This window comes from Sphaerisporangium sp. NPDC005289 (genome assembly GCF_040607455.1).
In the GTDB taxonomy this organism is placed as follows: domain Bacteria; phylum Actinomycetota; class Actinomycetes; order Streptosporangiales; family Streptosporangiaceae; genus Sphaerisporangium; species Sphaerisporangium rhizosphaerae.
Genome location: NZ_JBEXGS010000002.1, coordinates 51,013 through 73,523 on the forward strand (window position 1 = coordinate 51,013; position 22,511 = coordinate 73,523).

A 22,511-nucleotide genomic window follows, 5' to 3' on the forward strand; every position below is an offset into this window, starting at 1 on the left:
GGTAATCCCCAAAAACAACCGGATGTTAACGAGCCCCATACAGGTGGTCAACCGTTCCGATAGTGCAGGCCGACAAGCCGGACCGCACACGAAGCGGCCGGTGAAACTTTCACCATGAATGTGCTCTCATCACCGCACACGACTGATGCCGACGCCGCTGGACGCCTGTCGCCGCCCCGGCCGGTGCACGAGGGCGCCGTCCTGGCCCGCGACCAGGGGTGGCGTGCGGGCGCGGGCCGACGCCGATCTCGCCCGCGAGTCCGCTCCGGCCCGCCGAGGGAAGACCGCTATTGTGAGTTAGAGCCGTACGAATCGGTTCACTCGGCTTCAATCATCGCGTAATCGGGTCGAACCACCTTCTCTGGCACGATCTCCGCAACGACCGTCGGCGGCACGAAGGAAAGAGACCGATGGGCATCATCTCGCGCGGCTTCCGCGGCCGGCCCAGGGACGAGGGCGTCAAGCTCCCGCCCGGCCAGTACCTCACGCACGACTTCCCGGTGCTGTCGGCCGGGCCCACCCCGCGCATCCCACTGGACCGCTGGGAGTTCACGATCGACACCGAGGCGGGGCACACCCACCGCTGGAGCTGGGAGCAACTGCTCGGCCTGCCGGCCGAGACGCCCACCGTCGACCTGCACTGCGTCACCAAGTGGTCCAAGCTCGGCACCGCGTGGAAGGGCGTGTCGCTCGACGTGCTGATGGAGGACGTCGAGACCACCGCCGACTACGCGCTGGTCCACTCCTACGGCGGCTACACCACCAACCTGCCGGTGGAGGACCTGCTCGACGGCCAGGCATGGATCACCTACCAATACGACGGGGAGGAGCTCGCGCCCGCGCACGGCGGCCCCGCCCGGCTGCTGGTCCCGCACCTGTACCTGTGGAAGTCGGCCAAGTGGGTGCGCGGCATCCGGCTGCTCAACGACGACTGGCCCGGCTTCTGGGAGACCGCGGGCTACCACAACTACGGCGACCCGTGGCGCGAGCAGCGCTACCAGGGCGATTGAACACCCGCCGGCTGACGTGGCGGGCCGCGCGGCTGGTCGGCTCCCGCGCCGAGAACGACGCCGCGCGCACGCTGGTCTTCAAGATCCCCGGCTGGCCCGGCCATCTGCCCGGCCAGCACGTGGACGTGCGGCTGACCGCCGAGGACGGCTACAGCACCCAGCGCAGCTACTCGGTGGCCTCCGCCTCCGACGGCGACCTCGTCGAGCTGACCGTGCAGAACGTCCCCGGCGGTGAGGTCTCGCCCTACCTCGCCGAGGTCCTGGAGGTGGGCGACGAGGTGGAGATGCGCGGACCGGTGGGCGGCTGGTTCGTGTGGCGCCCCACCGGCGTGGAGCCGGTGCTGCTGGTCGCGGGCGGGTCGGGCATCGTGCCGCTGATGGCGATGATCCGCGCGCGCCGGCAGGCGGGGAGCCGGACGCCCTTCCGCCTGGTCTACTCGGTGCGGGAGCCGCGCCAGCGCTTCTACGCCGAGGAACTGCGCCACGCCGGCCCAGGCGATGCCGGGCTCGACGTCGCCTACCTGTACACGCGGTCCGCCCCGGACGGCTGGCCCCGCGCGGCGGGGCGGCTCATGGCGGCCGACCTCGGCGCCCACGGCTGGCCGGCCGGGCTCGCGCCCGACTGCTACGTCTGCGGGCCCACGGGGTTCGTCGAGACGGCCGCCGACATCCTGCTCGCCCTCGGCCACGATCCCCGCAAGATCAGGACCGAACGCTTCGGCCCCACCGGAGGCTGACATGACCCGACCGATCGAAGACGCCTACCAGGACGGCAACGCCCTGGCCGGCCCGCTGCGCGAGATCTTCGCCGTCGACGTGACCGCCGCCGACGGCCGGTGCGCGGGCTGCGGGCTCGCCGGCCCGCTCGCGTCCCTGCGGGTGTACGGGCCCGCCCCGGGCTGGGTGGCCCGCTGCCCCGGGTGCGAAGAGGTCGTCATACGCCTGGTGCGCGGCCCCGATGCCGCCTGGCTGGACATGCGCGGCACCGTGAGCCTGCGCATCCCGCTGCCCGCCGATCCGCAGGGGACCGCGGGCCCCTGATCCGCGCGAAGCGAGGGCTCACGACGCGCCCGATCAAACACCTGTTCTAGAAACCTGGCGTCCAGGTCTTCCGGAACCGGTGCCGTGGACGGAATACTGACCGTCGGTAACCATTCCGTCCACACCGAAAGGCATCGCGATGACCGTCCTTCTGGCCCTTGGAACCGCGAAGGGGCTGTTCCTGGCCCGCAGTGACGACGACCGCGCGTCGTGGGACATCACCGGCCCCCACTTCCCCATGACCGGTGTTTACGGTGTGTGCGTGGACAAGCGGGGGCCGGTCCCGCGCCTGCTGGCGGGGGTCAGCAGCTCCCATTACGGGCCGAGCGTCGCCTACAGCGACGACCTGGGCGCCACATGGCACGAGCCCGACCGCCCGCCGGTGGCCTTCCCGCAGGACACCGGCGCGGCGCTCGAACGCGTCTGGCAGCTGGTCCCCGACCCCTTCCGCCCCGGGCGCGTCTACGCCGGCACGCAGCCCTCGGCCCTTTTCGTCTCCGACGACGGCGGGGTGACGTTCGAGCTCGTGCGCTCCCTGTGGGATCACCCGCACCGTCCGCAGTGGCAGGCAGGCTTCGGCGGGCAGGCCATCCACACGATCCTCCCCCACCCCGGCGACCCGTCCTCGCTGCTGGTCGCGATGTCCACCGGCGGCGTCTACCGCAGCGCCGACGGCGGTGACTCCTGGGTGCCGGCCAACTCCGGCATCCAGGCCACCTTCCAGCCCGATCGTTTCCCCGAGTTCGGCCAGTGCGTGCACAAGGTCAGCAGGGACGCCGGCGACCCCGACCGCCTGTACGCGCAGAACCACCACGGGGTCTACCGCTCCGACGACGGCGGGGCGCACTGGGAGTCCATCGCCGAGGGCCTGCCGAGCGACTTCGGCTTCACCATCGTCACCCACCCGCACCGGCCCGATGTCGTCTACAACTTCCCGCTCGTCGCCGACGCGATGCGCTTCCCGCCCGAGGAGCGCTGCCGCGTCTACCGCTCGCAGGACGCCGGCAAGAGCTGGGAGGCGCTGTCCGACGGCCTGCCGTCCGAGCCGTTCTACCCGGCCGTGCTGCGCGACGCCATGTGCACCGACGACGCCGACCCCGCGGGCGTCTACTTCGGCACCCGGTCAGGCGAGGTCTACGCCAGCCCCGACGAGGGCGACTCATGGGCGCTGGTCGCCTCCCACCTTCCCGATGTGCTCTGCGTCCGGGCAGCGGTGGTCTGACCGATGGCGGTAACCGTTCTGGTGCCCTCCACGCTGCGCGGCGAGGTCGACGGCGTCAAGGCGCTCAGCGTGGAAGCCACGGGCACACTGCGCGCTGTGCTGGACGAGGTGGGCCGGCGCTGGCCCCGCCTCGAACGGCGGGTGCGCGACGAGCAGGGCGCCCTGCGGCGTTACATGAACGTCTACATCGACGGGGTCGACTGCCGCTCCATCGGCGGCTCGGATGCCCCCGTGCCCGGTGAGGCGGAAGTCCACCTCCTCCCCAGCGTCGCAGGCGGCTGACCTCACACAGGCTGGCACCTGCACGGTCGTCGCCCATGCCAGTCCCGGACGGCTGCTCTCTTGCAGTCGAAGACGGCCGACCTCGAGCCGGCGCGGACGGCTGACGTCTGGCGGTGGCGGCTGAGGTCCGGCGGCGGCAGAGGGGTGCCCTGGCAATGGCGGGATGCCGATGTCCGGAAACGGCGATGCGGCCGGAGCCGTGTGGGCTCCGGCCGCATCAAAATCACGGCTTTGGTGGGGCTCAGCCCCAGGGAGTGTTGCCAAACTTGTCGGGGGTCAGGCTCAACTGCGCCGCCGAAGTCAGAGTGTCGATGAGGGTTTGAGGTGAGGCGGTGGTCCCGACGTACTCGCTCATTGCGCTGACCCCTCGTCCATGGCGGTTCTGGCGTTGTGCCGTCCCGCCGTCGCACTAGCGAAGCTATTCGCGCCCGCTATTCACTCCCTATCGGTACGCTTCTCATGCAGGAAAACAGGCTCATGCAGCAGGTTGTCCCCCCCTATTCGAAGTATTCCGATATTTCAGGATGGTTTCCCCTGACTCATATCGGTAACGCCATCACTGCCATTTCGGTCAACCCGATATCGCCACGAAACATTGTTCCGGTGACGGTGGAAAATCCATGGGTCAAGTGACCCCTGGACCACCCTCGGGACAACATCGCCCCGGCTCCCAACCGCACCTGGGGGAAGACCCCGCCGCGTCGACCGCACTTGGGGGAAGAACCGGCCACCGGAAAGTGAAAGGCCGACGAGCCGGTACCCGCCGACCGCACCTGCGGCAGGCACCGGCTCGCCGGGCGACACGCCGGTCCGGATCCGGCGCCACGGGCCCGGCCCCGAAGGGCCGGGCCACCGGGCGGCGGCTCCTGAACCGGCAGCTCAGGATGGTCGCGATCACTCAGTCGGGCATATACGTCCCCGCTCCTCGTCCTCGGACCGCCCATGGCGATGCGGGGCGGTTCGTCCGACGGCCCTCACTGCTGATCACGGCGCCGGGTGCACCAGCATGTGGACGCGGAGGAGGAATCTCCGTCGGCCGCGGAAGGTCCAGGGCATCCGACGCAGCCCATGCCGCGCAGGCAGACGCCGGGACGGCGCGGCACGGCGCGTGCCGCGGAAGCGGTGCGATCCCCGCGTGCGGCGGCCTCCCGTCGCGCCTCGGCGATCTCCTCTTCCCAGAGGGCCACGTGCTGCTCCCACAGGTAGGTGTGATCGCCGAGGGAGACATGCCGGGACGCCGCCGGCCGAGGCGTCTCCCCGTCACCCGGTTCCGCCGGGGCGGACCGATCCCGGTGTGAGGTCACGTCCTCTCCGCGCCACGACCGTCGCCGGTCATCGGAATACGCCTCCCCCGCCGCCGGACGGTCTTCGTGGCCGGGAGCGCCATTGCCCGGCCACGAAGAACCACCCTGCCCCGGGAGCACGTTCTGCGGCGCCGGACGGTCCGAAGAACCCGGCACGTCATGCCCTGCCCACGGACGACTCTCGCCCGGGAACACATCCCTCGGCCTCGACCGCTCTCCGAGACCGGGGGCGCCATCGCCCGGCCACGGACGACGACTCTCGCCCGGGAACCCGTCCTTGGACCCCGCCTGCTCCCCAAAACCGAATGCGCCACCACCCGGCCCTGGACGACCGCTCTCGCCCGGGAACCCGTCCTTGGGCACCGGCTGCTCTCCGAGGCCGAATGCGCCGTTACTCGGCCGCGGCCGACCGTCCTCACCTGGGAACGCGTTCCTCGGGGTCGAGGGCCGCCTCGGCGAGGGGCCGTCCTGACCGCGGCGGGAAGGCCGGCTCGGGTCCGGGAACACCTCGCCGGGCGCGGAGAAGGTCCCGGGCCGGAACGCGTCCTGGTCGGGACGTGGCAGCCGGCGCCGGTCGGCGGCGGCCTCGTCGTTCCCGCCCGGTGGGAGATGGTCGTCATCCGGGGTGGGGTGATGTGTCCACTCGGTCGGGTCCTGCTCCCACCAAGGCGGTTCCTCTTCCCAGCGCTCGTGGTGGTCGTCGCGTGGAGACATGGTCATCCTCATCGGTTGCGCGGAAGATTCGGACCGCCGGCTCGCCCGCCGCGCGGCGCCGGCCCGCCGTCCCGGACGGGGACGGGGGGCCGGGCCCGCGCGGCGGGCCGGGCGGTCTAGGGCCACCAGGCGAGTCCCAGGAGGAAGGACCTGCCGGAGCCGGGGGGCTCCTGGCGATGGTCGTCCTCGCCGGCCGGCCGATCGGCGTGCGCGTCGTTGCCGGCGGACGGCTCAGGCCGCCGCCTGTCTTCTTCTTCGCCCCTGCCGCGATCCGGCCCCGGAGAACCCGCGGCCGGACCATCCGGGTCCGCCGTACGTTCTTCCTCACCGAAGCCACTCGGATCCCGCGGGGAGAGCCCCTCGCCCGGAACCGGCTCCGTACGGCGAGTGCCGGGGGCCGCAGGACGTCCTGCCCCGTTGGGGGTGGGGTGGTCCCGATCGGCGGGGTTGGACGGGGGACGTTGGAAGGGCCCGCCGCCGGGCGGCTCCGGGGGGCGTGGGAGCACGCCGCGGGCCGCCCCTGGAGAGTCCTGGTGGAACGGTTCCTCTCCGGGCTCGCCCGGGTCCCGGTGCAGGACCACCTCGTCCTGGTCCCGCGGGCCGCCGCCGTTCCCCGGAGGGGGGACGGGGGCGGAAGGGTGACCCAGGCGGTCGCGCGGCTCGCCCGCCTGGGGTTCGCCCTCAGCGCCGCCGTTCCCCGGACGGGGGACGGAGGCGGAAGAGTGACCCAGGCGGTCGCGCGGCTCGCCCGCCTGGGGGTCATCGTCGGCGCGACCGCGGTCGTCGCCGTATCGGGGATTCGTGCTCTCGTCCATGCCCATGGTGACCTTCGGTGCCGGCGTCCTGTCGTCTGATGCTGCGCTGGTGGGGCCGCCGCTCTCACGTGCGGCGGGAAGGGCCGTCAGGCGAAGAGCTTGTCCAGCCAGTCCTGCCAGGCCTGCTCGACCTTCCTCGGGTCGATCTTGTCGGTGAAGATGTGGTGCGCCACCACGACCGTGTCTTGCTGGCCCCGGATGAACCGGTACAACCCATCACCGGTCCGCACGCCCAGGAAGTCCGGCGCCACATAATCGGCCACCCCCTCGATCGGCGCGAAGCCCTCCGGCGTCAACCGCAACCGATCGCCCTGAACCACCTTCCCCGACAACCCCAGACCCCGCTCCAGCACCGACCACACCGGCTCCACCCCGCCGCCACCCGGCCGCGCCGCGAACACCACCAGCGCGAACTGACCGGGAAAATGCGTCAGATACTGATCCAGCGTGTGCAGATACATGTCCCAGCCGCGCTCCAACGCCTCCACCTCCGCCTGCCATCCATCACCCAGAACACCGCTCTGCACGAGCCGCAGCACCGTTCCGCCCTGTTCGCGCCCCTCGATCAGGAACTCGAAGGCCATGAACGTGCCGTCCTCGCCCTCGGCTCCCCGGAACTCGAACCGCCTCCCCGGCTCCCACGCCGTCACCGTCGCCTCCACCGGGAAGTCACCGAAGAACTGCACCGCCTTGCCGCCCACCCACGGCTCGACCTCATTGCGGCCCAGAAACCAGGAGTTCAACCCCGGCCCGCTGGCCACCGCCTCCCACACCTGCTCGGCGCTCGCCCGCAGTTCGATCTTCTTGCGCACTTCGAACGGATGCGTCATCACGGGGTCCCTTCAGGCTCGAGGTCTGTCTCACTTGGCACGTAGGGGTGCATCGCCACGATCAGGCGGTGTACGCGGCCGCCATCGGCCGACTCGTCGTGGTATTCGCCGGCCAGGGCCGTGACCGCCTCGGCCAGCCGGGTGGCGAACGCGGCGCGGTCGGCGGCCGAGGCGAAACGCACCTCGCCGTCGATGGTGAAGGTCGGCACCCGCCTACGGGCCTTGGCCGCGGCGACGACGAGTCTTCCCACGTCGCGCACGAGCCGCGAGGCGACGGCGAGCAGCCAGCGCGCCGAGAGCGCGTCCGGCGAGCGCGCCGGATCGGGCGCCACCGCCGCCAGTGCCACCGGCGAGATGACGTACGAGGCCGCCGTGGCCCGCATCACCCGTTCGGTCGCATTGCCCTTGCGCCGCTCCTCCACCAACTCGACCAGGCCGTGCCGCTCCAGCGCCTTGAGGTGGTAGTTCACCTTCTGGCGCGGCAGTCCGACCCGCCCGGCCAGTGTCGCGGCCGAAGCGGGTTCGGCCAGCGCGGCCAGCAGCCGGGCCCGCACCGGGTCCAGCGAGACCTGGGCCGCCGCCGCATCTTCGATCACCGCAACTTCGAACATGACACAACGGTCTCACCGACAAACGAAGTTGTCAAGACTGTCTAAGTTGTCGGATCGCGGGGGCGATGGTGAAACGGACTCGAGCGTCCCGCATTGGGTAGAGGTGGGTGATGTTCATCTTGTTCGGGCTCCGCACGACCATCCACCCGCTCGGCACGCTCCGCTCCGCCTGCCGGGTCTGCGGCACCGTGGCGGCCCAGATGCTGTCAGAACGGGTGACCCGCTTCAGCCTGTTCTTCGTCCCGCTGTTCCGGCTGCGCACCAGGTACGCGGCACAGTGCACGGCGTGCGGCGCGACGTACGGCCTGTCGCGGCAGGAGGCGACCCGCTCGGCCATCCTGTGAGGCGGCGCGACGCGCGGCCGGTTTCCCGCGGCGGCGGTCGCGGAATGCTCACGCCATGACCGTCGAGCACACCACCCCGGCCGCGATGCTGGCCGTGGCGCTGGAAGAGGCCAGGAAGGGGTTCGCCGAGGGCGGGGTCCCCGTCGGCGCGGCGCTGTTCGGACCGGACGGGCGGCTGCTCGGCCGGGGCCGCAACCGCCGGGTGCAGGACGGCGACCCGTCGGTCCACGGCGAGACCGCCGCCTTCCGCGACGCCGGCCGGCAGCGCACCTACCACGGGACCACCATGGTGACGACGCTGTCACCCTGCTGGTACTGCAGCGGCCTGATCCGGCAGTTCGGCATCACCGGTCTGGTCGTCGGCGAGAGCCGCACGTTCACCGGTCAGCACGAGTGGCTGGCCCGCCACGGCGTCCACGTGGTCGTGCTCGACTCCGCCGAATGCGCCGAGCTGATGACGGCGTTCATCGGCGAGCACCCGGAGCTGTGGTACGAGGACATCGGCCAGGACACCTGACCCCTCCGCCGGCGGCGGAAGGATCACGCCGGCGAGCACGGCCCGGCGTCGCGGCGTCCCGGCTCCGAGACCGCGTCGCGGCCGTACGGTGCCGGCAGGCGACGGGGAGGCCGGGACTCAGGCGTCGCGGGAGGCGGTGGCCTGCCTGGCGGGGACCGCGGACGCGGCCGGGGCGGCGACGACCGGTGCGCCCACGGGCGCGGCCGGCCCGTCGGTGACGGGCAGGTGGATGATGAAGCGGCTCCCGCCGGTGTAGGCGAGGTCCAGCTCGATGCGCCCGCCGTGGTAGGCGGCGATCTTGCGGCAGATCGCGAGCCCGATGCCGGTGCCCTCGTAGGCGTCGCGGGTGTGCAGCCGCTGGAAGATCAGGAAGATCTTGTCGGCGTACTTGGGCTCGATGCCGATGCCGTTGTCGGTCACCGTGATGCGCCACTCGTCGCCGCCCTGCTCGCCGTCGACCCGCTCGGCGTCGACCCGCACGACGGGGGCACGATCGGGATGGCGGAACTTCAGCGCGTTGCCGATGAGGTTCTGCCAGAGCATCACCAGTTGGGTGCGGTCGCCGGTGATCTCCGGCAGCTCGCCCACCTCGACGGTGCCGCCGGTGTCCTCGACGCGGACCGCGAGGTTGCGCACGGCCAGCTCCACGGTCTCGCTGAGCTTCAGCCGTGCGGACTCGACGTTCAGCCTGCCGATGCGGGAGAAGGTCAGCAGCTCGTTGATGAGCGTCTGCATGCGCTTGGCGCCGTCGACGGCGAAGCCGATGTACTGCTTGGCCCGCTCGTCCAGCCGGTCGCCGTAGCGCTGCTCCAGCATCTGGGTGAAGCTCGCGATCTTGCGCAGCGGCTCCTGCAGGTCGTGGCTGGCGACGTAGGCGAACTGCTCGAGCTCGCCGTTGGAGCGCCGCAGCTCCTCGGTCTGCCGCTCGAGCATCTCGCGCGACTGGCGGGTCTCCTCCAGCTCCGTCACGATGCGCACCCGCATCGCCTCGATGTCCAGGGCCAGTTCGGCGACGTCGGAGGGGCCGCCGGTGTCGACGTGGTGGCCGAAGTCGCCCGCCGTGACCCGCCGCGAGGCGGCGCGCAGGCGCTCCAGCGGCCGGAAGACCACCAGCCGGAGCAGCACCGCGAGCGCGATGATGGTGAGCAGGAAGAAGACGATGATGCCGCTGAAGCTGACGTTCCTGACCGTGCGCGCGGAGCTCAGCTCGGCGCGGGCGGCCTCACGGGTCCGTGCCCACGCGGCGTCCTGCGCGTCGAGCGCGGCCCGCAGGGTGTCGAACGCGCGGCGGCCGGCCTCGGTGCGCTCAGCCTGCACGTTGTCGAACCCGTCGCGCCGGACGGTGGCGATCAGCGGCTCGGCGTAGCGGGCGCGCCACTCGGCGCTCAGCCGCTCGACCTCGTCCAGCTCGCGCAGCGGCGGCGCGCCGGGCGCGAGCCCGCGCACGGCCGCGGCGGTCCGCCGCTCGGCGGCCTGCCCGGCGATGTAGGGGTCGAGGAAGTCCTCCTTGCCGGTGAGCAGGTAGCCACGGACGCCGGTCTCCTGGTCGACGAGCGCGGTCCTGATGCGCTCGGACTCGATGCGCGCCGGGGAGATCACGTCGGTCAGGCGGTTGGAGACCTCCGTCGTGTGACGCAGGACGACCGAGCCCGCCAATGCGGACAGCGCCAGCAGGACGACCATGACGACCAGCACCAAGGCGAACCACGCCTGGGCGCTCCAGCGAGCTCTCATAGGGTGCCCGAAACGACCCTGACGATGGCGGACATGCAAGGCATCGTAGCTTTCCCCCAGCGTGCTCCGGACCGTACGTCCCCGTGCCGCGCGTCTGTCGTCACAGCGGGTATGGAGACCGGCCCGGCCGAGCCGCGCGGCCGTGGGGCCCGGTGGAATAACCGGTACGGTGACGACGCTTAGGTCGTTGAAACTTCAACAATACGAAGGATGATGAGGGCGATGCAGTTCGGGATCTTCAGCGTGGGCGACGTCACCACCGACCCGACCACCGGCACGACGCCGAGCGAGCACGAGCGCATCAAGGCGATGGTCGCCATCGCCCTGAAGGCGGAGGAGGTCGGCCTGGACGTATTCGCCACCGGCGAGCACCACAACCCGCCCTTCGTCCCCTCCTCCCCGACCACGATGCTCGGCTACATCGCGGCGCGCACCGAGCGGATCATCCTGTCCACCGCCACGACCCTGATCACCACCAACGACCCGGTGAAGATCGCCGAGGACTTCGCCATGCTCCAGCACCTGGCCGGCGGGCGCGTCGATCTGATGATGGGCCGCGGCAACACCGGCCCGGTCTACCCGTGGTTCGGGCAGGACATCCGCCAGGGCATCCCGCTCGCGATCGAGAACTACGCGCTGCTGCACCGCCTCTGGCGCGAGGACGTCGTCGACTGGCAGGGCCGGTTCCGCACGCCGCTGCAGGGATTCACCGCGACACCGCGCCCGCTGGACGGCGTCCCGCCGTTCGTCTGGCACGGCTCGATCCGCAGCCCCGAGATCGCCGAGCAGGCGGCCTACTACGGCGACGGGTTCTTCGCCAACAACATCTTCTGGCCCAAGGAGCACTTCATCCGGCTGATCGGCCTCTACCGCGAGCGCTTCGCCCACTACGGGCACGGCGCTCCCGAGCAGGCCATCGTCGGTCTCGGCGGGCAGGTGTTCATGCGCAGGAACTCCCAGGACGCGGTGCGCGAGTTCCGGCCGTACTTCGACAACGCCCCGGTGTACGGCCACGGCCCCTCGCTGGAGGAGTTCACCGAGCAGACCCCGCTCACGGTGGGCAGCCCGCAGGAGGTCATCGACAAGACGCTGACCTTCCGCGAGTCGTTCGGCGATTACCAGCGCCAGCTGTTCCTGATGGACCACGCCGGCCTGCCGCTGAAGACCGTCCTGGAACAGCTCGACATCCTCGGCGAGGAGGTCGTCCCGGTGCTGCGCAAGGAGTTCGCCTCCGGCCGGCCGGCCCAGGTGCCGGACGGGCCCACCCACGCCGCCCGCGTCGCCCACCGCGACGCCGAGGCGGCGGCCCAGGAGCCCCAGGTCACCACCGGACCCTCCTCCTGAACCTCCGCACGCCCACGAGGCACGGGTCCCCGGCCCTCGGGCGCCATTCCCCGCCGGAGTAGCGCCCCTCGAACCCCGCCTCAGAACCGGTCACTCGAGCCCGTAGTCAGGCCCGGCCACTCGAACCCGGCCCTCAGAACCGGCCATTCCAGCCCGGGCTCTGGAACCGTCCACGCGGGCCCCGTCCGAGAACCGGACTTGGGCCCCGTCCCGCCTCCTGACCGGCGTCGATCCGCCCGGACGCCGGTCCCTTCCCCGCCATCCCCCGACCTCCGGGAGCACCCCATGAAGCCGTTGAAGCTCGTCGCCGTGTCCGCGGGCCTCAGTTTGCCGTCCTCGACGCGCCTGCTCGCCGACCGTTTGACCGAGGCCGCCCGCGCCCGACTGACGGAGGACCGGGAGCTGGAGGTGCGCGTCGTGGAACTGCGCGAACTGGCCGGCGACATCGCCGCCAACCTGGTGACCGGCTTCCCCTCCCCCGCGCTGGACGAGGCACAGCGAGCGGTGGGCGAGGCCGACGGCCTGATCGCCGTCACCCCGATCTTCACCGCCTCCTACAGCGGGCTGTTCAAGTCGTTCGTCGACGTGCTGCCGAACACCGCGCTGGCCGGCAAGCCGGTGCTGATCGCGGCGACCGGCGGCACGGCCCGGCACTCGCTGGCGCTGGAGCACGCCATGCGCCCGCTGTTCGCCTACCTGCGCGCGGTGGTCGTGCCGACCGCGGTGTACGCCGCCTCCGAGGACTGGGGCTCGGCCGGGGACGAGCGCACCGAGGGCCTGGCGGCCCGCGTCGCCCGCGCGGCCGGCGAGCTGGCCGACCTGATGCTGCGCCGGCCTCCGGCCGCCGAGCCGGCCGAGGAGTTCATCCCCTTCGAACAGCAGCTGGCGGCGCTGCGCCCCTGATCCGGCTCCGTCCGCCGGCCCGCGCCGTCCAGCGACAGGCGCCCGTGCCTGCCGGGGACGGCGCCGGCGACCACCGCCCGTCCACTGACAGGCGCCCGTCCGATGACGGGTGCCCGCCGGAGACCGGCGTCCGCCCGAAGGTCACCACCCGCCCGTGACCGGCGTCGGTCCGGTGACCACCCGTCCAATGACCACCGCCCACCCGGGTGACCGATGTCCGTCCGCGAAGCCGCGCCGCCGTGCGCGCCGTCCTGCCATGATGGACCGATGCGAAAGCGGACCACGCAGGCCACGCAGGCCACCCCGGCAACGGCGGCCGCCCGGGCCACGCGGAAGGAGCCGCCCGCCGAGCCTCGTGCCGCCGGCTACCTGATCGAGCAGGAGCTGCGCGCCGGAGGGGCTCGCGTCATCGCCGGGGTGGACGAGGTCGGCCGCGGCGCGTGGGCCGGTCCGGTCGTGGTGTGCGCCGCGGTCACCGACCTCGGCCCGCCGCCCGAGCTGCCCGGCCGCGGCGGGACGACGGTGCGGCTCACCGACTCCAAGCTGCTGGCGCGCACCCACCGCGAAGCGTTCGCCGAGGCGCTGCCCGGCTGGCTGACCTGCCACGCGATCGGCGCGTCGAGCGCCGAGGAGATCGACGAGGTGGGCATGACCGAGGCGTTGCGCCGGGCCGCGTCCCGGGCGCTCTCGGCCCTGCCCGTGCGTCCGGACGCGGTCATCCTGGACGGCAAGCACGACTTCCTGCGGGCACCGTGGCGGGTGCGCTGCGAGGTCAAGGCCGACCTGCGGTCGGTCAGCGTGGCGGCGGCGTCGGTGCTGGCCAAGGTGCACCGCGACCGGCTGATGGCCGATCTGTCCCCCGGGCATCCGGCCTACGACTTCGCGGGCAACGCCGGCTACCCCTCCCCCGTCCACCAGGCGGCGCTGGCCGAGCACGGCCCGACGCCGCACCACCGCCTGAGCTGGTCCTACCTGGACGACCTGCCCAAGTGGCGGCACCTGCGCAGGCACCGCGACCCGCTCGCCGCCTCCGGCCAGCTCACTCTGCTCTAGCCGGCGGTTCCCGACCGGCCGCGCACCGCAGGAAGCCGACCACCGTGCGGGCGGCGGGCAGCGGCGCGGGCGGGAGCACCGCCGACACGGTCCGGCACGGCGCCGGCTCACCGAGCGGGCGCAGCGCGAGCCCGTCCGGCACGGCCCACGCGGCGATGGAGGGAACCAGCGTGACGCCGAGCCCGGCCGCGATGAACCCGAACTTCCCCGTCCACTCGGCGATCTTGAGCGTGCGCGGGGTGAAGCCGGCGCGGGCGCAGGCGTCCGCGAGCATGGTGCGCTGCCCGGGAGGCGGCGCCTCCAGCCAGGTCTCTCCGCGCAGGTCGCGCAGGTCGACGCGGCCGGCCGCCGCGAGCGGATGGTCGCCGGGCAGCGCGACGAGCAGCTCGTCCCGCACCAGCTCGACGAACTCCAGGTCCTCGTCGTAGGGGAGCCCTGAGGGGTAGTCGCTGACCACCGCGACGTCCAGGCTGCCCTCACGCATGCGGCGCAGCAGCGCGCCACTCTGTCCCTCGGCGGGGACCATCTCGACGTGCGGGAACTCCCGGCGGAAGGCGCTCAGCGCGGCCGGGACCAGCGCGACGTTGGCGGTGGCGAACGCCCCGAGGCGGACGCGCCCCCGGTAGCCGCCGTGGATGCCCGCCAGGTCGTCCGCGGCCCTGGCCAGGCGGTTGAGCACGGCCCGCGCGTGCTGCCACAGAAGCTCCCCGGCCGGGGTCGGCCGCACGCCCCGGGGGAGCCTTTCGAACAGCGGCCCGCCCGCCTGTCGTTCCAGGGACGCGATGCGGCGCGAGACCGCGGACTGGGTGTAGGCGAGCTCCCCGGCCGCGGCCGTGAACGAGCCTCTGCGGGCGACGGCGTCGAGCAGGCGCAGTGCGTCGATGTCGAACACATTCCTCCAGCGCATGGGATACATGCAATCTAGTCGCTGGTGGAATGCGTGGCGCTTCTCTACGGTCGAGCCCGTGATTGCCTTTCTCGGACTGGGACGCATGGGCGTCCCCATGGCCCGGCGACTCGTGGAGGCCGGGCACGACGTGACGACGTGGAACCGCACCTCGCGGACGGTGCCGGGCGCGCGAACCGCCGCCTCGCCGGCCGAGGCCGTGGCGGAGGCGGAACTGGTCATCACGATGCTCAGCGACCCGCCCGCGGTGACGCACGTGCTCGGCCTGGCGGCTCCCGGGCTGCGGGAGGGGACGCTCGTGGTCGAGATGTCCACCATCGGCCCCGGCGCGGTGGCCGCCCTGCGCGACCTGCTCCCCGCGAGCGTCGGCCTGGTGGACGCACCGGTGCTGGGCAGCGTGGACCCTGCGCGCGAGGGCACGCTCACCGTCCTGGCCGGCGGGTCCCCTGGCGACCTGGCGCGGTGCCGCAAGGTGCTGGAGGTCTTCGGGCACGTGCGGGAGATCGGCGGCCCCGGCGCCGGGGCGGCGATGAAGCTGGCCGTGATGAGCGCGGTGGTGCCCGCCCAGGTGCTGCTGGCCGAGACGGTCGCCTACGCCCGCGCGGCGGGGGTGGACACCGGGGCGCTGCTGGACGTGCTCGGCGCCAGCCCCCTCGCCGCCCTGGCCGAACGGGTGCGCCCCGCGGTGGAGGGCACGCGCGCCGAACGCCGCTACGGGCTCGGCCTCGCGGCCAAGGACCTCGCGCTCGCCGCGCACCCCGTCCAGACGCTCGCGGGGGCGGCGGGGAGCCGGCTGGACGCGGCGGTCGCCGCCGGCCTCGGCGGCGAGGACCTGACCGCCGTGTTCCCCCACATCGCCGGCGGCCCGGCGCCGCGCGCGCGTGCCGGGGTGGACAAGCTCAACCCCGCCTCGGTGCCCGCCACCAACGGGCGCTACTCCCACGCCACGCGGGCCGGCGACCTGCTGTTCGTCTCCGGCCAGGTGGCGCTGGACGCCGAGGGCAACGTGATCGGCGAGGACGACATGACCGCGCAGTCGGAGCAGGTGATGGAGTACCTGTCCCGCATCCTCGCCGACCAGGGCTGCACGTTCGACGACGTGACCCATATCAGGACATTCCTCACCGACATGTCCCGCCTGCAGGAGCACGCCGCCGTGCGCGCACGCCACATCACCGGCGAGCCCCCCGCCAGCACGACCGTGGAGGTCTCCCGCCTGTTCCGCCCAGGCCTGCTGGTAGAGGTGGAACTCACCGCCGTCATCCCCCCGCCCGCCGCCGGCTGAGAAACCTCGACGGGACATCGGAAAGGAGCAAACGCCGAAGGCGGGTCGCACGACAGTGAAGTGTGACGCTGCTGACTTCCCCCAAGCACGACAGATGGGCGGCGCTGACCGCCCTGACCGCCGGCGCCTCGTCCTGGCAGTCGACCGCACTCATGGCCGGTGCGCTGGCGGCCTGGACCGCGATGCGCCTGCTCACCGAGTGGCAGATGCGACGCACCCTGGTCGCCCTCGCCCGCACGGCCCGATCGGGGCTGATCACCATCCCCGGGAACGCCCCGCCCGGGCATGCCTTACGGCTGTCCTGGGGAGCCGACCACGACTCCGATCGGCGCCCACGGCGGACGGGGAGATGACGTGGATCCCTCCGACCGCCGGCCGAAGCTCACCAAGAGGCAACTCGAACAGGCCGAGGAGATCTATCGGCAGAGCGCCCCGGGTCTGTTCCAGTACGCCTGCCGGCTGCGTTCACAGGGCTATGGCGCAGATCCCCATGACCTGGTGCAGACGACCTTCCAAGCGGCGATCGAGCAGTGGGCGAAGGTGGGTCTGTTCAGCCCCGACGAGCGCGAAAGATGGCTGCGCCGGGTACTGAAGAACAAGGCGATCGACCACATGAGAAGACAAGGCGTGATCGACCTCTCCGCCGAGATCCCGTCGCCGCGCCCACCGTCCGACGACACCTGTGAGCGCGCCAGGATGAGGATCGCCCTCGACGCCTGCCGGAAGGTGATAGCGGCGATGCCTCGGATGCGGCGGGCGGTCGCGTTCCTCACCTGGCATGAGGACTGGGGCGACGAGCGCATCGCCGAGCATCTCCGGATAACACCGAGCACCGTCCGAGGACACCGGCGCAAGGCGCGCAAGCAGTTGAAGGACGAACTCGGCCCCTTGGTGTCCTTCAGCGACGAAGACGAAGACGAACCCGAAGGAGAGGAGGAGTCCGCCCAATGAACCACAAGGAGGAGCCGATTCCGGTCACGTTCGCCGAACTCTACCGGCGCGCCCACGCTTCTGAGGCGTTTGCGCCCTTCGACCTGGCGCGCGGTCTGGAAGAACTCAGAACGTGGATCGACCGGGAGGTCGACATCGTCGAGGAGGACTCGGGCATCGACGAAGCGGAGGGGGTACCGGCCGCGGTACGGAGTCCCCGAGTAGAGCTTCGCGGGCGCCATGACGTGCTGGAGGAACTGGCCGCACTGGCACGCCGACCCGAGGACGGCCCCGCCGTGCTCATCGGGGCGGGCGGCGCGGGGAAGTCCACACTGGCCGCGGCCCTGGCCGAGCAGGCACGGAACCGGGGACGGCAGGTGTGGTGGATCTCCGCCGCCGACCTGACCGGATTCTCCGCGAGCTTGGCCGAGGTCGCCCGGGAGCTGGGCGGGTCCCCCAACGACGTGGAGTACATCGCCAAGGGAGGAGCCGACGCTCCAGGACGGCTCTGGCGCCTCCTGGACGACGCGCCCCGCGAATGGCTGCTCGTCCTCGACAACGCCGACGACCCGTGGGTGCTGGCCACGGCGGACTCGTCCGCGGGCGTGCAGGACGGTTCGGGCTGGGCGCGCGCATCGCGGCGTGGCCTGGTCGTGGTGACCAGCCGGGAGACCGACCCCCGTATGTGGGGAGCCGCCCGGCTCTTCCAGGTCGGTGACCTGAGCACGACCGACGCCGCCCAGGTCCTGCGTGATCTGGCGCCGGAGGCGGGGGACGAGAACGAGGCCCGCGCTCTGGCGCGCCGCCTTGGCGGGCTTCCACTCACCCTCCATCTGGCCGGGACCTACCTGCGCTCCGAGGCCGCGCAGCGGCGAACCTTCTCCGCGTACGCCCGCGCCATCGGTCGCGCGGAGGGAACCATGGTGGCCCGCACCGCGGAGATCTCCCTGGACGGGCTGGAACGCCATGGCATCCCTCAGGCCCGCACGCTGCTGCGGCTGGCCAGTTGCTTCGCGCCCACGTCGATCCCGACACGCATCCTGGCCATGAAGGGCCTGAAGGAGGCGCTGGACGGGCTCGGAGGCGTGGGTCTGATCCAGGAGCACTCCGCCACGGTCACGCTCCACCCGGTCGTCACCGACACCAACCGTGCCCACCTGAAGGGACCGGAAATCCGGCACACCGCGGTCGAGCGACTGGTCGAGGCGCTGGAGGAACTCGATTGGTACCGGCCAGACCACTGGCTCCAATACCGGCAGCTCGGACAGCATCTGCTGGCGCTGCTCGACAACGCGGCCGAACATGTGGACCGCGAGCACCTCGCCCTGCTCGTGCACGCTGCGGACATCACGGCCAGAGCCTTCGTCAACAGCGGCGCGGGCAGGGCCGCCGGCGTCATGTGCCGGGCCGCCCTGGCACGTTGTGCCGCGCTGGGCGAGGAGCACCCTGCTGTGCTGCGCGTGCGGCACATGCTCGCCTGGACGGTCGCCGACGGGGGGAACCCCCATGAAGCGGAGGCCATCTACCGGGACGTTCTCGGCATACGGCTGCGCGTGCTCGGCGACTCCCATCCCGACACCCTCGCCAGTCGTCACGAGTTCGCCTGGATCGCCACCTGCCTGGGCAGGTGGGCGGAGGCGGAGCGGCGCTACCAGGACACCCTGCGCGACAGCCTGCGCTATCTGGGCGCCGGCGCAGGAGAAACCCTCACCACCCGCCACGAACTGGCCTACGCGATCGCCCGGCAGGGCCGTCTCGACGAGGCGCTCGCCGCCTTTCAGGGCGTCCTTCGAGACCGGCGGCGCGTCCTCGGCGGCGGTCATCCCCAGACGCTGCAGACCCAGCACGAGCTCGCCTGGATCACCGCCAAGCAGGGCAGATGGGAAGAGGCCGAGGCCATGTACCGTCACCTGCTCAACCTGCGTCAGGTGTTCGAGACCGACCATCCCCATGTTCTGCTCACCTTGCACGAACTCGCCTGGACGGTCGCACGCCAGGGGCGCCGGGCCGAGGCGGAATCCCTTTACCGGAAGGTCCTGCAGCGTCGCAGGCAGACCCTCGGCGACGACCACCCCGAGACCGAGATCACCCGGCGGGCACTGAGCGAGCTCCTCCAGGGCCGCATCTCCGACGCCGATCACCTGGCCTGACCACGTGGAGGTCCACATGATCCTCGCCGAACACCTCGACATCGCCATCGACGACCTGCGCCTCGCCGACCGCCCGGTCATGCTGCACACCTCGTTGCGGTCCTTCGGAACCGCCATCGCCGGTGGCCCCGACACCCTGCTGGACGCGTTGCTGAAGCGCGGATGCACCGTGGTGGTGCCCGCTTTCACCGAGCCTCAGTTCGGCCTGCCGGCGCCCGCCGACATGCGCCCTGCGCGCAATGGTCTCGACTACACCACCCTGCCCTCCGGAACCGACCTGCCGGCAGGACCTGCCTACAGCGTCGACTGCGGGCTGATCAACTCCCATCTGGGCAAGCTCCCCGCGGTGCTCATCGACCGCCCCGCCGCCGTACGCGGCAGGCATCCGCTCAATTCCTTCGCGGCCATCGGCCCATGGGCCGCCGAGCTCATCGACGTCCAGAGCCCCGACGACGTGTACGGGCCCATCCGCGAGCTGGCCGATCGCGACGGCGCGATCCTGCTCATCGGCGTGGAGCTCAATCGCATGACGGCGCTGCACCTGGCCGAGCAGCGGTCGGGCCGCCGCCTGTTCCGCCGCTGCGCCCGCGACGAGGACGGCGAGGTCCGCATGGTGGAGGTCGGCTCCTGCTCCGAGGGATTCCCGCGGTTGGAACCGGTCCTCGGCCCCCTCGCCCGGACCACCGTCGTAGGCGGCTCGCGCTGGCGCGCCTACCCGGCCCGGCAGGTTCTCGACGTCGCCACAGCCGCCATCGCCGCCGACCAGGACATCACTCGCTGTCCCGACCCCGGCTGCCTGCTCTGCCGCGACTCGATCGCCGGAGGCCCGACGGGTCACTGACGCACCCGAGCCGCGCCGGGGTGAGTGATCACCCCGGCGCCGCCCGCTCGCCGGAACGGGGCTCCACCTTCACGATGTGCCATCCGCACCGCGGAGCGCCGGCCCTCGTCAGAGGCCGGCGGTGGGGTCCAGGAGGTCGGCGGTGGGGTCCAGGAGGTCGGCGGTGTGGGTGAGGGTGGGGCCGAGGGGGGCGTCGACGGTGAGGTCGGCGTAGTCGTCGCCGCGGGTGGGGCCCTGGTTGACGATGGCGACCGGGACGCCCAGCTTGGCGGCCCTCAGCACGAACCGGCGTCCGGACATGACGCTGAGGGACGAGCCGAGGACCAGCAGCAGCCGGGCGCGCTCGACGAGCGCGAAGCACGCGTCGACGCGGTCCCGCGGAACGGTCTCGCCGAAGAAGACCACGTCGGGCTTGAGCGTCCCGCCGCCGCACGCCCGGCAGGCGGCGGGGACGAACGCCTCGACGGCCTCGCCGGGCAGTTCGACGTCACCGTCGGGGTTGACGGCGGTGACCAGGGCGCCGAACCGGGGGTTCGCCTCCCGCAGGCGGCGGTCCAGCTCCTCGCGCGGGGTCGTGTCACGGCAGTCGAGGCAGATGACGCGGTGCAGACTGCCGTGCAGCTCGATCACGCTCCGAGCGCCGCCGGCCTGGTGCAGGCCGTCGACGTTCTGGGTCACCAGGCCGGACACCAGGCCGCGCCGCTGGAGGCGGGCGACCGCGTGGTGCCCGGCGTTCGGCCTGGCCCGCGCCATGGACCGCCACCCGGCGTGGCTGCGCGCCCAGTAGCGGCGCCGGGCGGCCGGGTCGCCGGTGAAGGCCTGGTAGGTCATCGGGGTGTGCCGGCGCAGGGCGCCGCTCGGCCCCCGGTAGTCGGGAATGCCCGACTCGGTGGAGATGCCGGCCCCGGTCAGGACCACCACGTCGCCCTCGGCCAGGAACTTCGCCAACATGCCCGCGCCCTCGTTCACCCCTCCATGGTGCCCCACGCCCGCGTCCGGGCGGAAATCCTGCGGGTGAACGGCATTCCGCCTGTTCGCCACGCTGAGGGGGGTCAGGACGGGCGCGACCGCCACGCTTCAGGCGATCTTGCGGCGGTAGGTGGCCATGGCGGCGATGTAGGCGACGACGAGGATGCCGGCACACCAGGCCAGGGCGATCCAGATGTCGGTGCCCACCGGCCGCTGGGTGAACAGGTCGCGGATGGCGTTGACGATGGAGGTCACCGGCTGGTGCTCGGCGAAGGCGCGCACCGGGCCGGGCATGGTGGCGGTGGGCACGAAGGCCGAGCTGAGGAACGGCAGGAAGATCAGCGGGTAGGAGAACGCGCTCGCGCCGTCCACGGACTTCGCCGACAGGCCGGGGATGACGGCGATCCACGTCAGCGCCAGGGTGAACAGGACCAGGATGCCGGCGACCGCGAGCCACGCCGGCACTCCCGCCGCCGAGCGGAACCCCATGAGCAGGGCGACGAGCACGACGACCACGAGCGAGATCAGATTGGCGACCAGCGAGGTCAGCACATGCGCCCACAGGACGGACGACCGGGCGATCGGCATGGAATGGAAGCGCTCGAAGATGCCGCTCTTCATGTCCATGAACAGCCGGAACGCGGTGTAGGCGATGCCTGAGGCGACCGTGATGAGCAGAATGCCGGGCAGCAGGTAATTCACATACGATTCCGCCCCTGTCTTGATCGCGCCGCCGAACACGTAGACGAACATCAGCATCATGGCGATCGGCATGATCGTGGTCGTGATGATGGTGTCCACGCTACGCGTGATGTGACGCAGCGATCGTCCCAGCAGGGCCGCGGTGTCACCGAGAAAATGCCTGGTCATCGTTGCTCCTCACTCGTCCGTGCTGAGATGGCGTCCAGGCCGCTCCCGCCGTGCTCACCGTTCTTGCCGCCGCCGCCGACGAGGGTGAGGAAGACATCCTCCAGGGTCGGCTGCTTCTCCACGTATTCCACCTTGGCCGGCGGGAGCAGTCGCTTCAGTTCGGCCAGGGTGCCGTTCACGATGATCCGGCCCTCGTGCAGGATCGCGATCCGGTCGGCGAGCTGCTCGGCCTCGTCCAGATACTGCGTCGTGAGCAGCACCGTCGTACCTCGCGCGGCGAGTTCCTTGACGGCCCGCCACGCCTCGATGCGCGCCTGGGGGTCGAGCCCGGTCGTCGGCTCGTCGAGGAAGACGACCGGCGGATCGCCGACGAGGCTCATCGCGATGTCCAGGCGGCGGCGCATGCCACCCGAATACGTCGACACCTTCCGCGCGCCCGCGTCGGTCAGCGAGAACCGTTCCAGCAGGTCATCGGCGATCTGGCCCGGATCCTTCAGGTGCCGTAACCGGGCGACCAGCACGAGGTTCTCCCGCCCGCTGAGGATCTCGTCCACGGCCGCGAACTGCCCGGTGAGGCTGATGGACTCCCGCACGTCCGCGGCCTGCGTGGCGACGTCGAAGCCGTTGACGCGCGCCTTTCCCGCATCGGCCTTCAGCAGCGTGGACAGGATTCTCACGACCGTGGTCTTCCCCGCCCCGTTCGAGCCGAGCAGGGCGAAAATGCCGCCCCGCGCCACGTCGAAATCGACGCCGCGCAGCACCCGCAGTTGTTTGTACGACTTCTCCAGGCCCTGCACCCGGATCGCGGGGCCCTGAATCCGATCGGCTGTCATTC

The 22,511-nt window shown here is 71.8% G+C and carries 23 protein-coding genes; 16 read left to right on the forward strand and 7 right to left on the reverse strand.

Features of this window, described 5'->3' with window-relative positions:
- The first annotated feature begins 410 nt into the window (after nt 1–410).
- The 6 genes from ABZT47_RS03120 to ABZT47_RS03145 all read left to right on the forward strand — a co-directional run bounded on the left by ABZT47_RS03120 (nt 411) and on the right by ABZT47_RS03145 (nt 4,188).
- The gene (locus ABZT47_RS03120; protein ID WP_354835556.1) at nt 411–1,010 is read left to right on the forward strand and encodes a molybdopterin-dependent oxidoreductase; all 600 of its coding nucleotides are present in this window, start codon (nt 411–413) and stop codon (nt 1,008–1,010) included.
- On the forward strand, nt 1,007–1,747 hold the full coding sequence (locus ABZT47_RS03125; RefSeq protein WP_354835558.1) for a ferredoxin reductase: 741 nt from the start codon (nt 1,007–1,009) through the stop codon (nt 1,745–1,747). The genes ABZT47_RS03120 and ABZT47_RS03125 overlap by 4 nt, the downstream gene beginning before the upstream one ends.
- 1 nt (nt 1,748) lies before the next feature.
- A complete protein-coding gene (locus tag ABZT47_RS03130; protein WP_354835560.1) occupies nt 1,749–2,051 on the forward strand; it encodes a DUF6510 family protein in 303 nt (100 codons plus the stop codon).
- Between the two features lie 139 nt (nt 2,052–2,190).
- The gene (locus ABZT47_RS03135; RefSeq protein WP_354835562.1) at nt 2,191–3,273 is read left to right on the forward strand and encodes an exo-alpha-sialidase; all 1,083 of its coding nucleotides are present in this window, start codon (nt 2,191–2,193) and stop codon (nt 3,271–3,273) included.
- Between the two features lie 3 nt (nt 3,274–3,276).
- The gene (locus ABZT47_RS03140) at nt 3,277–3,555 is read left to right on the forward strand and encodes a MoaD/ThiS family protein (protein WP_354835564.1); all 279 of its coding nucleotides are present in this window, start codon (nt 3,277–3,279) and stop codon (nt 3,553–3,555) included.
- Nucleotides 3,556–4,032: 477 nt separating this feature from the next.
- Nucleotides 4,033–4,188 carry a hypothetical protein gene (locus ABZT47_RS03145; RefSeq protein WP_354835566.1) on the forward strand — a complete coding sequence of 52 codons (156 nt, stop codon included), beginning with the start codon at nt 4,033–4,035 and terminating at the stop codon, nt 4,186–4,188.
- Nucleotides 4,189–6,474: 2,286 nt separating this feature from the next.
- Here ABZT47_RS03145 and ABZT47_RS03150 read toward each other — a convergent pair.
- The gene (locus ABZT47_RS03150) at nt 6,475–7,218 is read right to left on the reverse strand and encodes an SRPBCC domain-containing protein (RefSeq protein ID WP_354835568.1); all 744 of its coding nucleotides are present in this window, start codon (nt 7,216–7,218) and stop codon (nt 6,475–6,477) included.
- Nucleotides 7,218–7,829 (reverse strand): helix-turn-helix domain-containing protein, encoded by a 612-nt coding sequence (locus ABZT47_RS03155; RefSeq protein WP_354835570.1) that lies wholly within the window; start codon nt 7,827–7,829, stop codon nt 7,218–7,220. Before ABZT47_RS03155 ends, ABZT47_RS03150 begins: the two co-directional genes overlap by 1 nt.
- 110 nt (nt 7,830–7,939) lie before the next feature.
- Between ABZT47_RS03155 and ABZT47_RS03160 the strand changes: the two genes are divergently transcribed.
- Both ABZT47_RS03160 and ABZT47_RS03165 read left to right on the forward strand, forming a co-directional pair.
- Entirely contained in the window at nt 7,940–8,173 is a 234-nt protein-coding gene (locus ABZT47_RS03160; protein WP_354835572.1) for a zinc-ribbon domain-containing protein, read from the forward strand.
- 55 nt (nt 8,174–8,228) lie between these two features.
- A complete protein-coding gene (locus tag ABZT47_RS03165; protein WP_354835574.1) occupies nt 8,229–8,690 on the forward strand; it encodes a nucleoside deaminase in 462 nt (153 codons plus the stop codon).
- Nucleotides 8,691–8,807: 117 nt separating this feature from the next.
- Here ABZT47_RS03165 and ABZT47_RS03170 read toward each other — a convergent pair whose 3' ends face one another.
- On the reverse strand, nt 8,808–10,424 hold the full coding sequence (locus ABZT47_RS03170; RefSeq protein WP_354835576.1) for an ATP-binding protein: 1,617 nt from the start codon (nt 10,422–10,424) through the stop codon (nt 8,808–8,810).
- 222 nt (nt 10,425–10,646) lie between these two features.
- Here ABZT47_RS03170 and ABZT47_RS03175 point away from each other — a divergent pair, with 222 nt between their 5' ends.
- The 3 genes from ABZT47_RS03175 (at nt 10,647) to ABZT47_RS03185 (ending at nt 13,724) form a co-directional block, all read left to right on the forward strand.
- Complete coding sequence (locus ABZT47_RS03175; RefSeq protein ID WP_354835578.1) at nt 10,647–11,768, forward strand: LLM class flavin-dependent oxidoreductase; 1,122 nt, start codon at nt 10,647–10,649, stop codon at nt 11,766–11,768.
- Nucleotides 11,769–12,053: 285 nt separating this feature from the next.
- Nucleotides 12,054–12,671, forward strand: coding sequence for an FMN reductase (locus ABZT47_RS03180; RefSeq protein WP_354835580.1), 618 nt, complete (start codon nt 12,054–12,056; stop codon nt 12,669–12,671).
- 267 nt (nt 12,672–12,938) lie between these two features.
- Entirely contained in the window at nt 12,939–13,724 is a 786-nt protein-coding gene (locus tag ABZT47_RS03185) for a ribonuclease HII (RefSeq protein ID WP_354835582.1), read from the forward strand.
- Here the strand turns inward: ABZT47_RS03185 and ABZT47_RS03190 are convergent.
- Nucleotides 13,711–14,631 carry a LysR family transcriptional regulator gene (locus tag ABZT47_RS03190; protein ID WP_354835584.1) on the reverse strand — a complete coding sequence of 307 codons (921 nt, stop codon included), beginning with the start codon at nt 14,629–14,631 and terminating at the stop codon, nt 13,711–13,713. The genes ABZT47_RS03185 and ABZT47_RS03190 overlap by 14 nt on opposite strands.
- Nucleotides 14,632–14,689: 58 nt before the next feature.
- Between ABZT47_RS03190 and ABZT47_RS03195 the strand changes: the two genes are divergently transcribed.
- The 5 genes from ABZT47_RS03195 to ABZT47_RS03215 all read left to right on the forward strand — a co-directional run bounded on the left by ABZT47_RS03195 (nt 14,690) and on the right by ABZT47_RS03215 (nt 19,837).
- Nucleotides 14,690–15,916, forward strand: a complete 1,227-nt coding sequence (locus ABZT47_RS03195; RefSeq protein ID WP_354835586.1) for an NAD(P)-binding domain-containing protein — start codon at nt 14,690–14,692, stop codon at nt 15,914–15,916.
- 62 nt (nt 15,917–15,978) lie between these two features.
- Nucleotides 15,979–16,269, forward strand: coding sequence for a hypothetical protein (locus ABZT47_RS03200; protein ID WP_354835588.1), 291 nt, complete (start codon nt 15,979–15,981; stop codon nt 16,267–16,269).
- A gap of 1 nt (nt 16,270) precedes the next feature.
- Nucleotides 16,271–16,867, forward strand: coding sequence for a sigma-70 family RNA polymerase sigma factor (locus ABZT47_RS03205; RefSeq protein ID WP_354835590.1), 597 nt, complete (start codon nt 16,271–16,273; stop codon nt 16,865–16,867).
- Nucleotides 16,864–18,996 carry a tetratricopeptide repeat protein gene (locus ABZT47_RS03210; protein WP_354835592.1) on the forward strand — a complete coding sequence of 711 codons (2,133 nt, stop codon included), beginning with the start codon at nt 16,864–16,866 and terminating at the stop codon, nt 18,994–18,996. The genes ABZT47_RS03205 and ABZT47_RS03210 overlap by 4 nt, the downstream gene beginning before the upstream one ends.
- Nucleotides 18,997–19,012: 16 nt before the next feature.
- Nucleotides 19,013–19,837, forward strand: a complete 825-nt coding sequence (locus tag ABZT47_RS03215) for an AAC(3) family N-acetyltransferase (protein WP_354835594.1) — start codon at nt 19,013–19,015, stop codon at nt 19,835–19,837.
- A gap of 108 nt (nt 19,838–19,945) precedes the next feature.
- Here ABZT47_RS03215 and ABZT47_RS03220 read toward each other — a convergent pair whose 3' ends face one another.
- The 3 genes from ABZT47_RS03220 to ABZT47_RS03230 form a co-directional block, all read right to left on the reverse strand.
- Complete coding sequence (locus tag ABZT47_RS03220; protein ID WP_354836558.1) at nt 19,946–20,788, reverse strand: NAD-dependent protein deacetylase; 843 nt, start codon at nt 20,786–20,788, stop codon at nt 19,946–19,948.
- Nucleotides 20,789–20,914: 126 nt separating this feature from the next.
- Nucleotides 20,915–21,676 (reverse strand): ABC transporter permease, encoded by a 762-nt coding sequence (locus ABZT47_RS03225; RefSeq protein ID WP_354835596.1) that lies wholly within the window; start codon nt 21,674–21,676, stop codon nt 20,915–20,917.
- Nucleotides 21,673–22,509: an ATP-binding cassette domain-containing protein gene (locus ABZT47_RS03230; RefSeq protein WP_354835599.1), complete on the reverse strand. Its 837-nt coding sequence runs from the start codon at nt 22,507–22,509 to the stop codon at nt 21,673–21,675. The genes ABZT47_RS03225 and ABZT47_RS03230 overlap by 4 nt, the downstream gene beginning before the upstream one ends.
- Nucleotides 22,510–22,511: the final 2 nt, after the last annotated feature.

Excerpts from the sequence above, each read along its gene's own strand:
- ABZT47_RS03120 (WP_354835556.1), top strand. The coding sequence starts at position 411 with ATGGGCATCATCTCGCGCGGCTTCCGCGGCCGGCCCAGGGACGAGGGC.
- ABZT47_RS03130 (WP_354835560.1), top strand. The coding sequence starts at position 1,749 with ATGACCCGACCGATCGAAGACGCCTACCAGGACGGCAACGCCCTGGCC.
- ABZT47_RS03135 (WP_354835562.1), top strand. The coding sequence starts at position 2,191 with ATGACCGTCCTTCTGGCCCTTGGAACCGCGAAGGGGCTGTTCCTGGCC.
- ABZT47_RS03140 (WP_354835564.1), top strand. The coding sequence starts at position 3,277 with ATGGCGGTAACCGTTCTGGTGCCCTCCACGCTGCGCGGCGAGGTCGAC.
- ABZT47_RS03145 (WP_354835566.1), top strand. The coding sequence starts at position 4,033 with ATGCAGCAGGTTGTCCCCCCCTATTCGAAGTATTCCGATATTTCAGGA.
- ABZT47_RS03150 (WP_354835568.1), bottom strand. The coding sequence starts at position 7,218 with ATGACGCATCCGTTCGAAGTGCGCAAGAAGATCGAACTGCGGGCGAGC.
- ABZT47_RS03155 (WP_354835570.1), bottom strand. The coding sequence starts at position 7,829 with ATGTTCGAAGTTGCGGTGATCGAAGATGCGGCGGCGGCCCAGGTCTCG.
- ABZT47_RS03160 (WP_354835572.1), top strand. The coding sequence starts at position 7,940 with ATGTTCATCTTGTTCGGGCTCCGCACGACCATCCACCCGCTCGGCACG.
- ABZT47_RS03165 (WP_354835574.1), top strand. The coding sequence starts at position 8,229 with ATGACCGTCGAGCACACCACCCCGGCCGCGATGCTGGCCGTGGCGCTG.
- ABZT47_RS03170 (WP_354835576.1), bottom strand. The coding sequence starts at position 10,424 with ATGAGAGCTCGCTGGAGCGCCCAGGCGTGGTTCGCCTTGGTGCTGGTC.
- ABZT47_RS03175 (WP_354835578.1), top strand. The coding sequence starts at position 10,647 with ATGCAGTTCGGGATCTTCAGCGTGGGCGACGTCACCACCGACCCGACC.
- ABZT47_RS03180 (WP_354835580.1), top strand. The coding sequence starts at position 12,054 with ATGAAGCCGTTGAAGCTCGTCGCCGTGTCCGCGGGCCTCAGTTTGCCG.
- ABZT47_RS03185 (WP_354835582.1), top strand. The coding sequence starts at position 12,939 with ATGCGAAAGCGGACCACGCAGGCCACGCAGGCCACCCCGGCAACGGCG.
- ABZT47_RS03190 (WP_354835584.1), bottom strand. The coding sequence starts at position 14,631 with ATGCGCTGGAGGAATGTGTTCGACATCGACGCACTGCGCCTGCTCGAC.
- ABZT47_RS03210 (WP_354835592.1), top strand. The coding sequence starts at position 16,864 with ATGAACCACAAGGAGGAGCCGATTCCGGTCACGTTCGCCGAACTCTAC.
- ABZT47_RS03215 (WP_354835594.1), top strand. The coding sequence starts at position 19,013 with ATGATCCTCGCCGAACACCTCGACATCGCCATCGACGACCTGCGCCTC.
- ABZT47_RS03220 (WP_354836558.1), bottom strand. The coding sequence starts at position 20,788 with ATGTTGGCGAAGTTCCTGGCCGAGGGCGACGTGGTGGTCCTGACCGGG.
- ABZT47_RS03225 (WP_354835596.1), bottom strand. The coding sequence starts at position 21,676 with ATGACCAGGCATTTTCTCGGTGACACCGCGGCCCTGCTGGGACGATCG.
- ABZT47_RS03230 (WP_354835599.1), bottom strand. The coding sequence starts at position 22,509 with ATGACAGCCGATCGGATTCAGGGCCCCGCGATCCGGGTGCAGGGCCTG.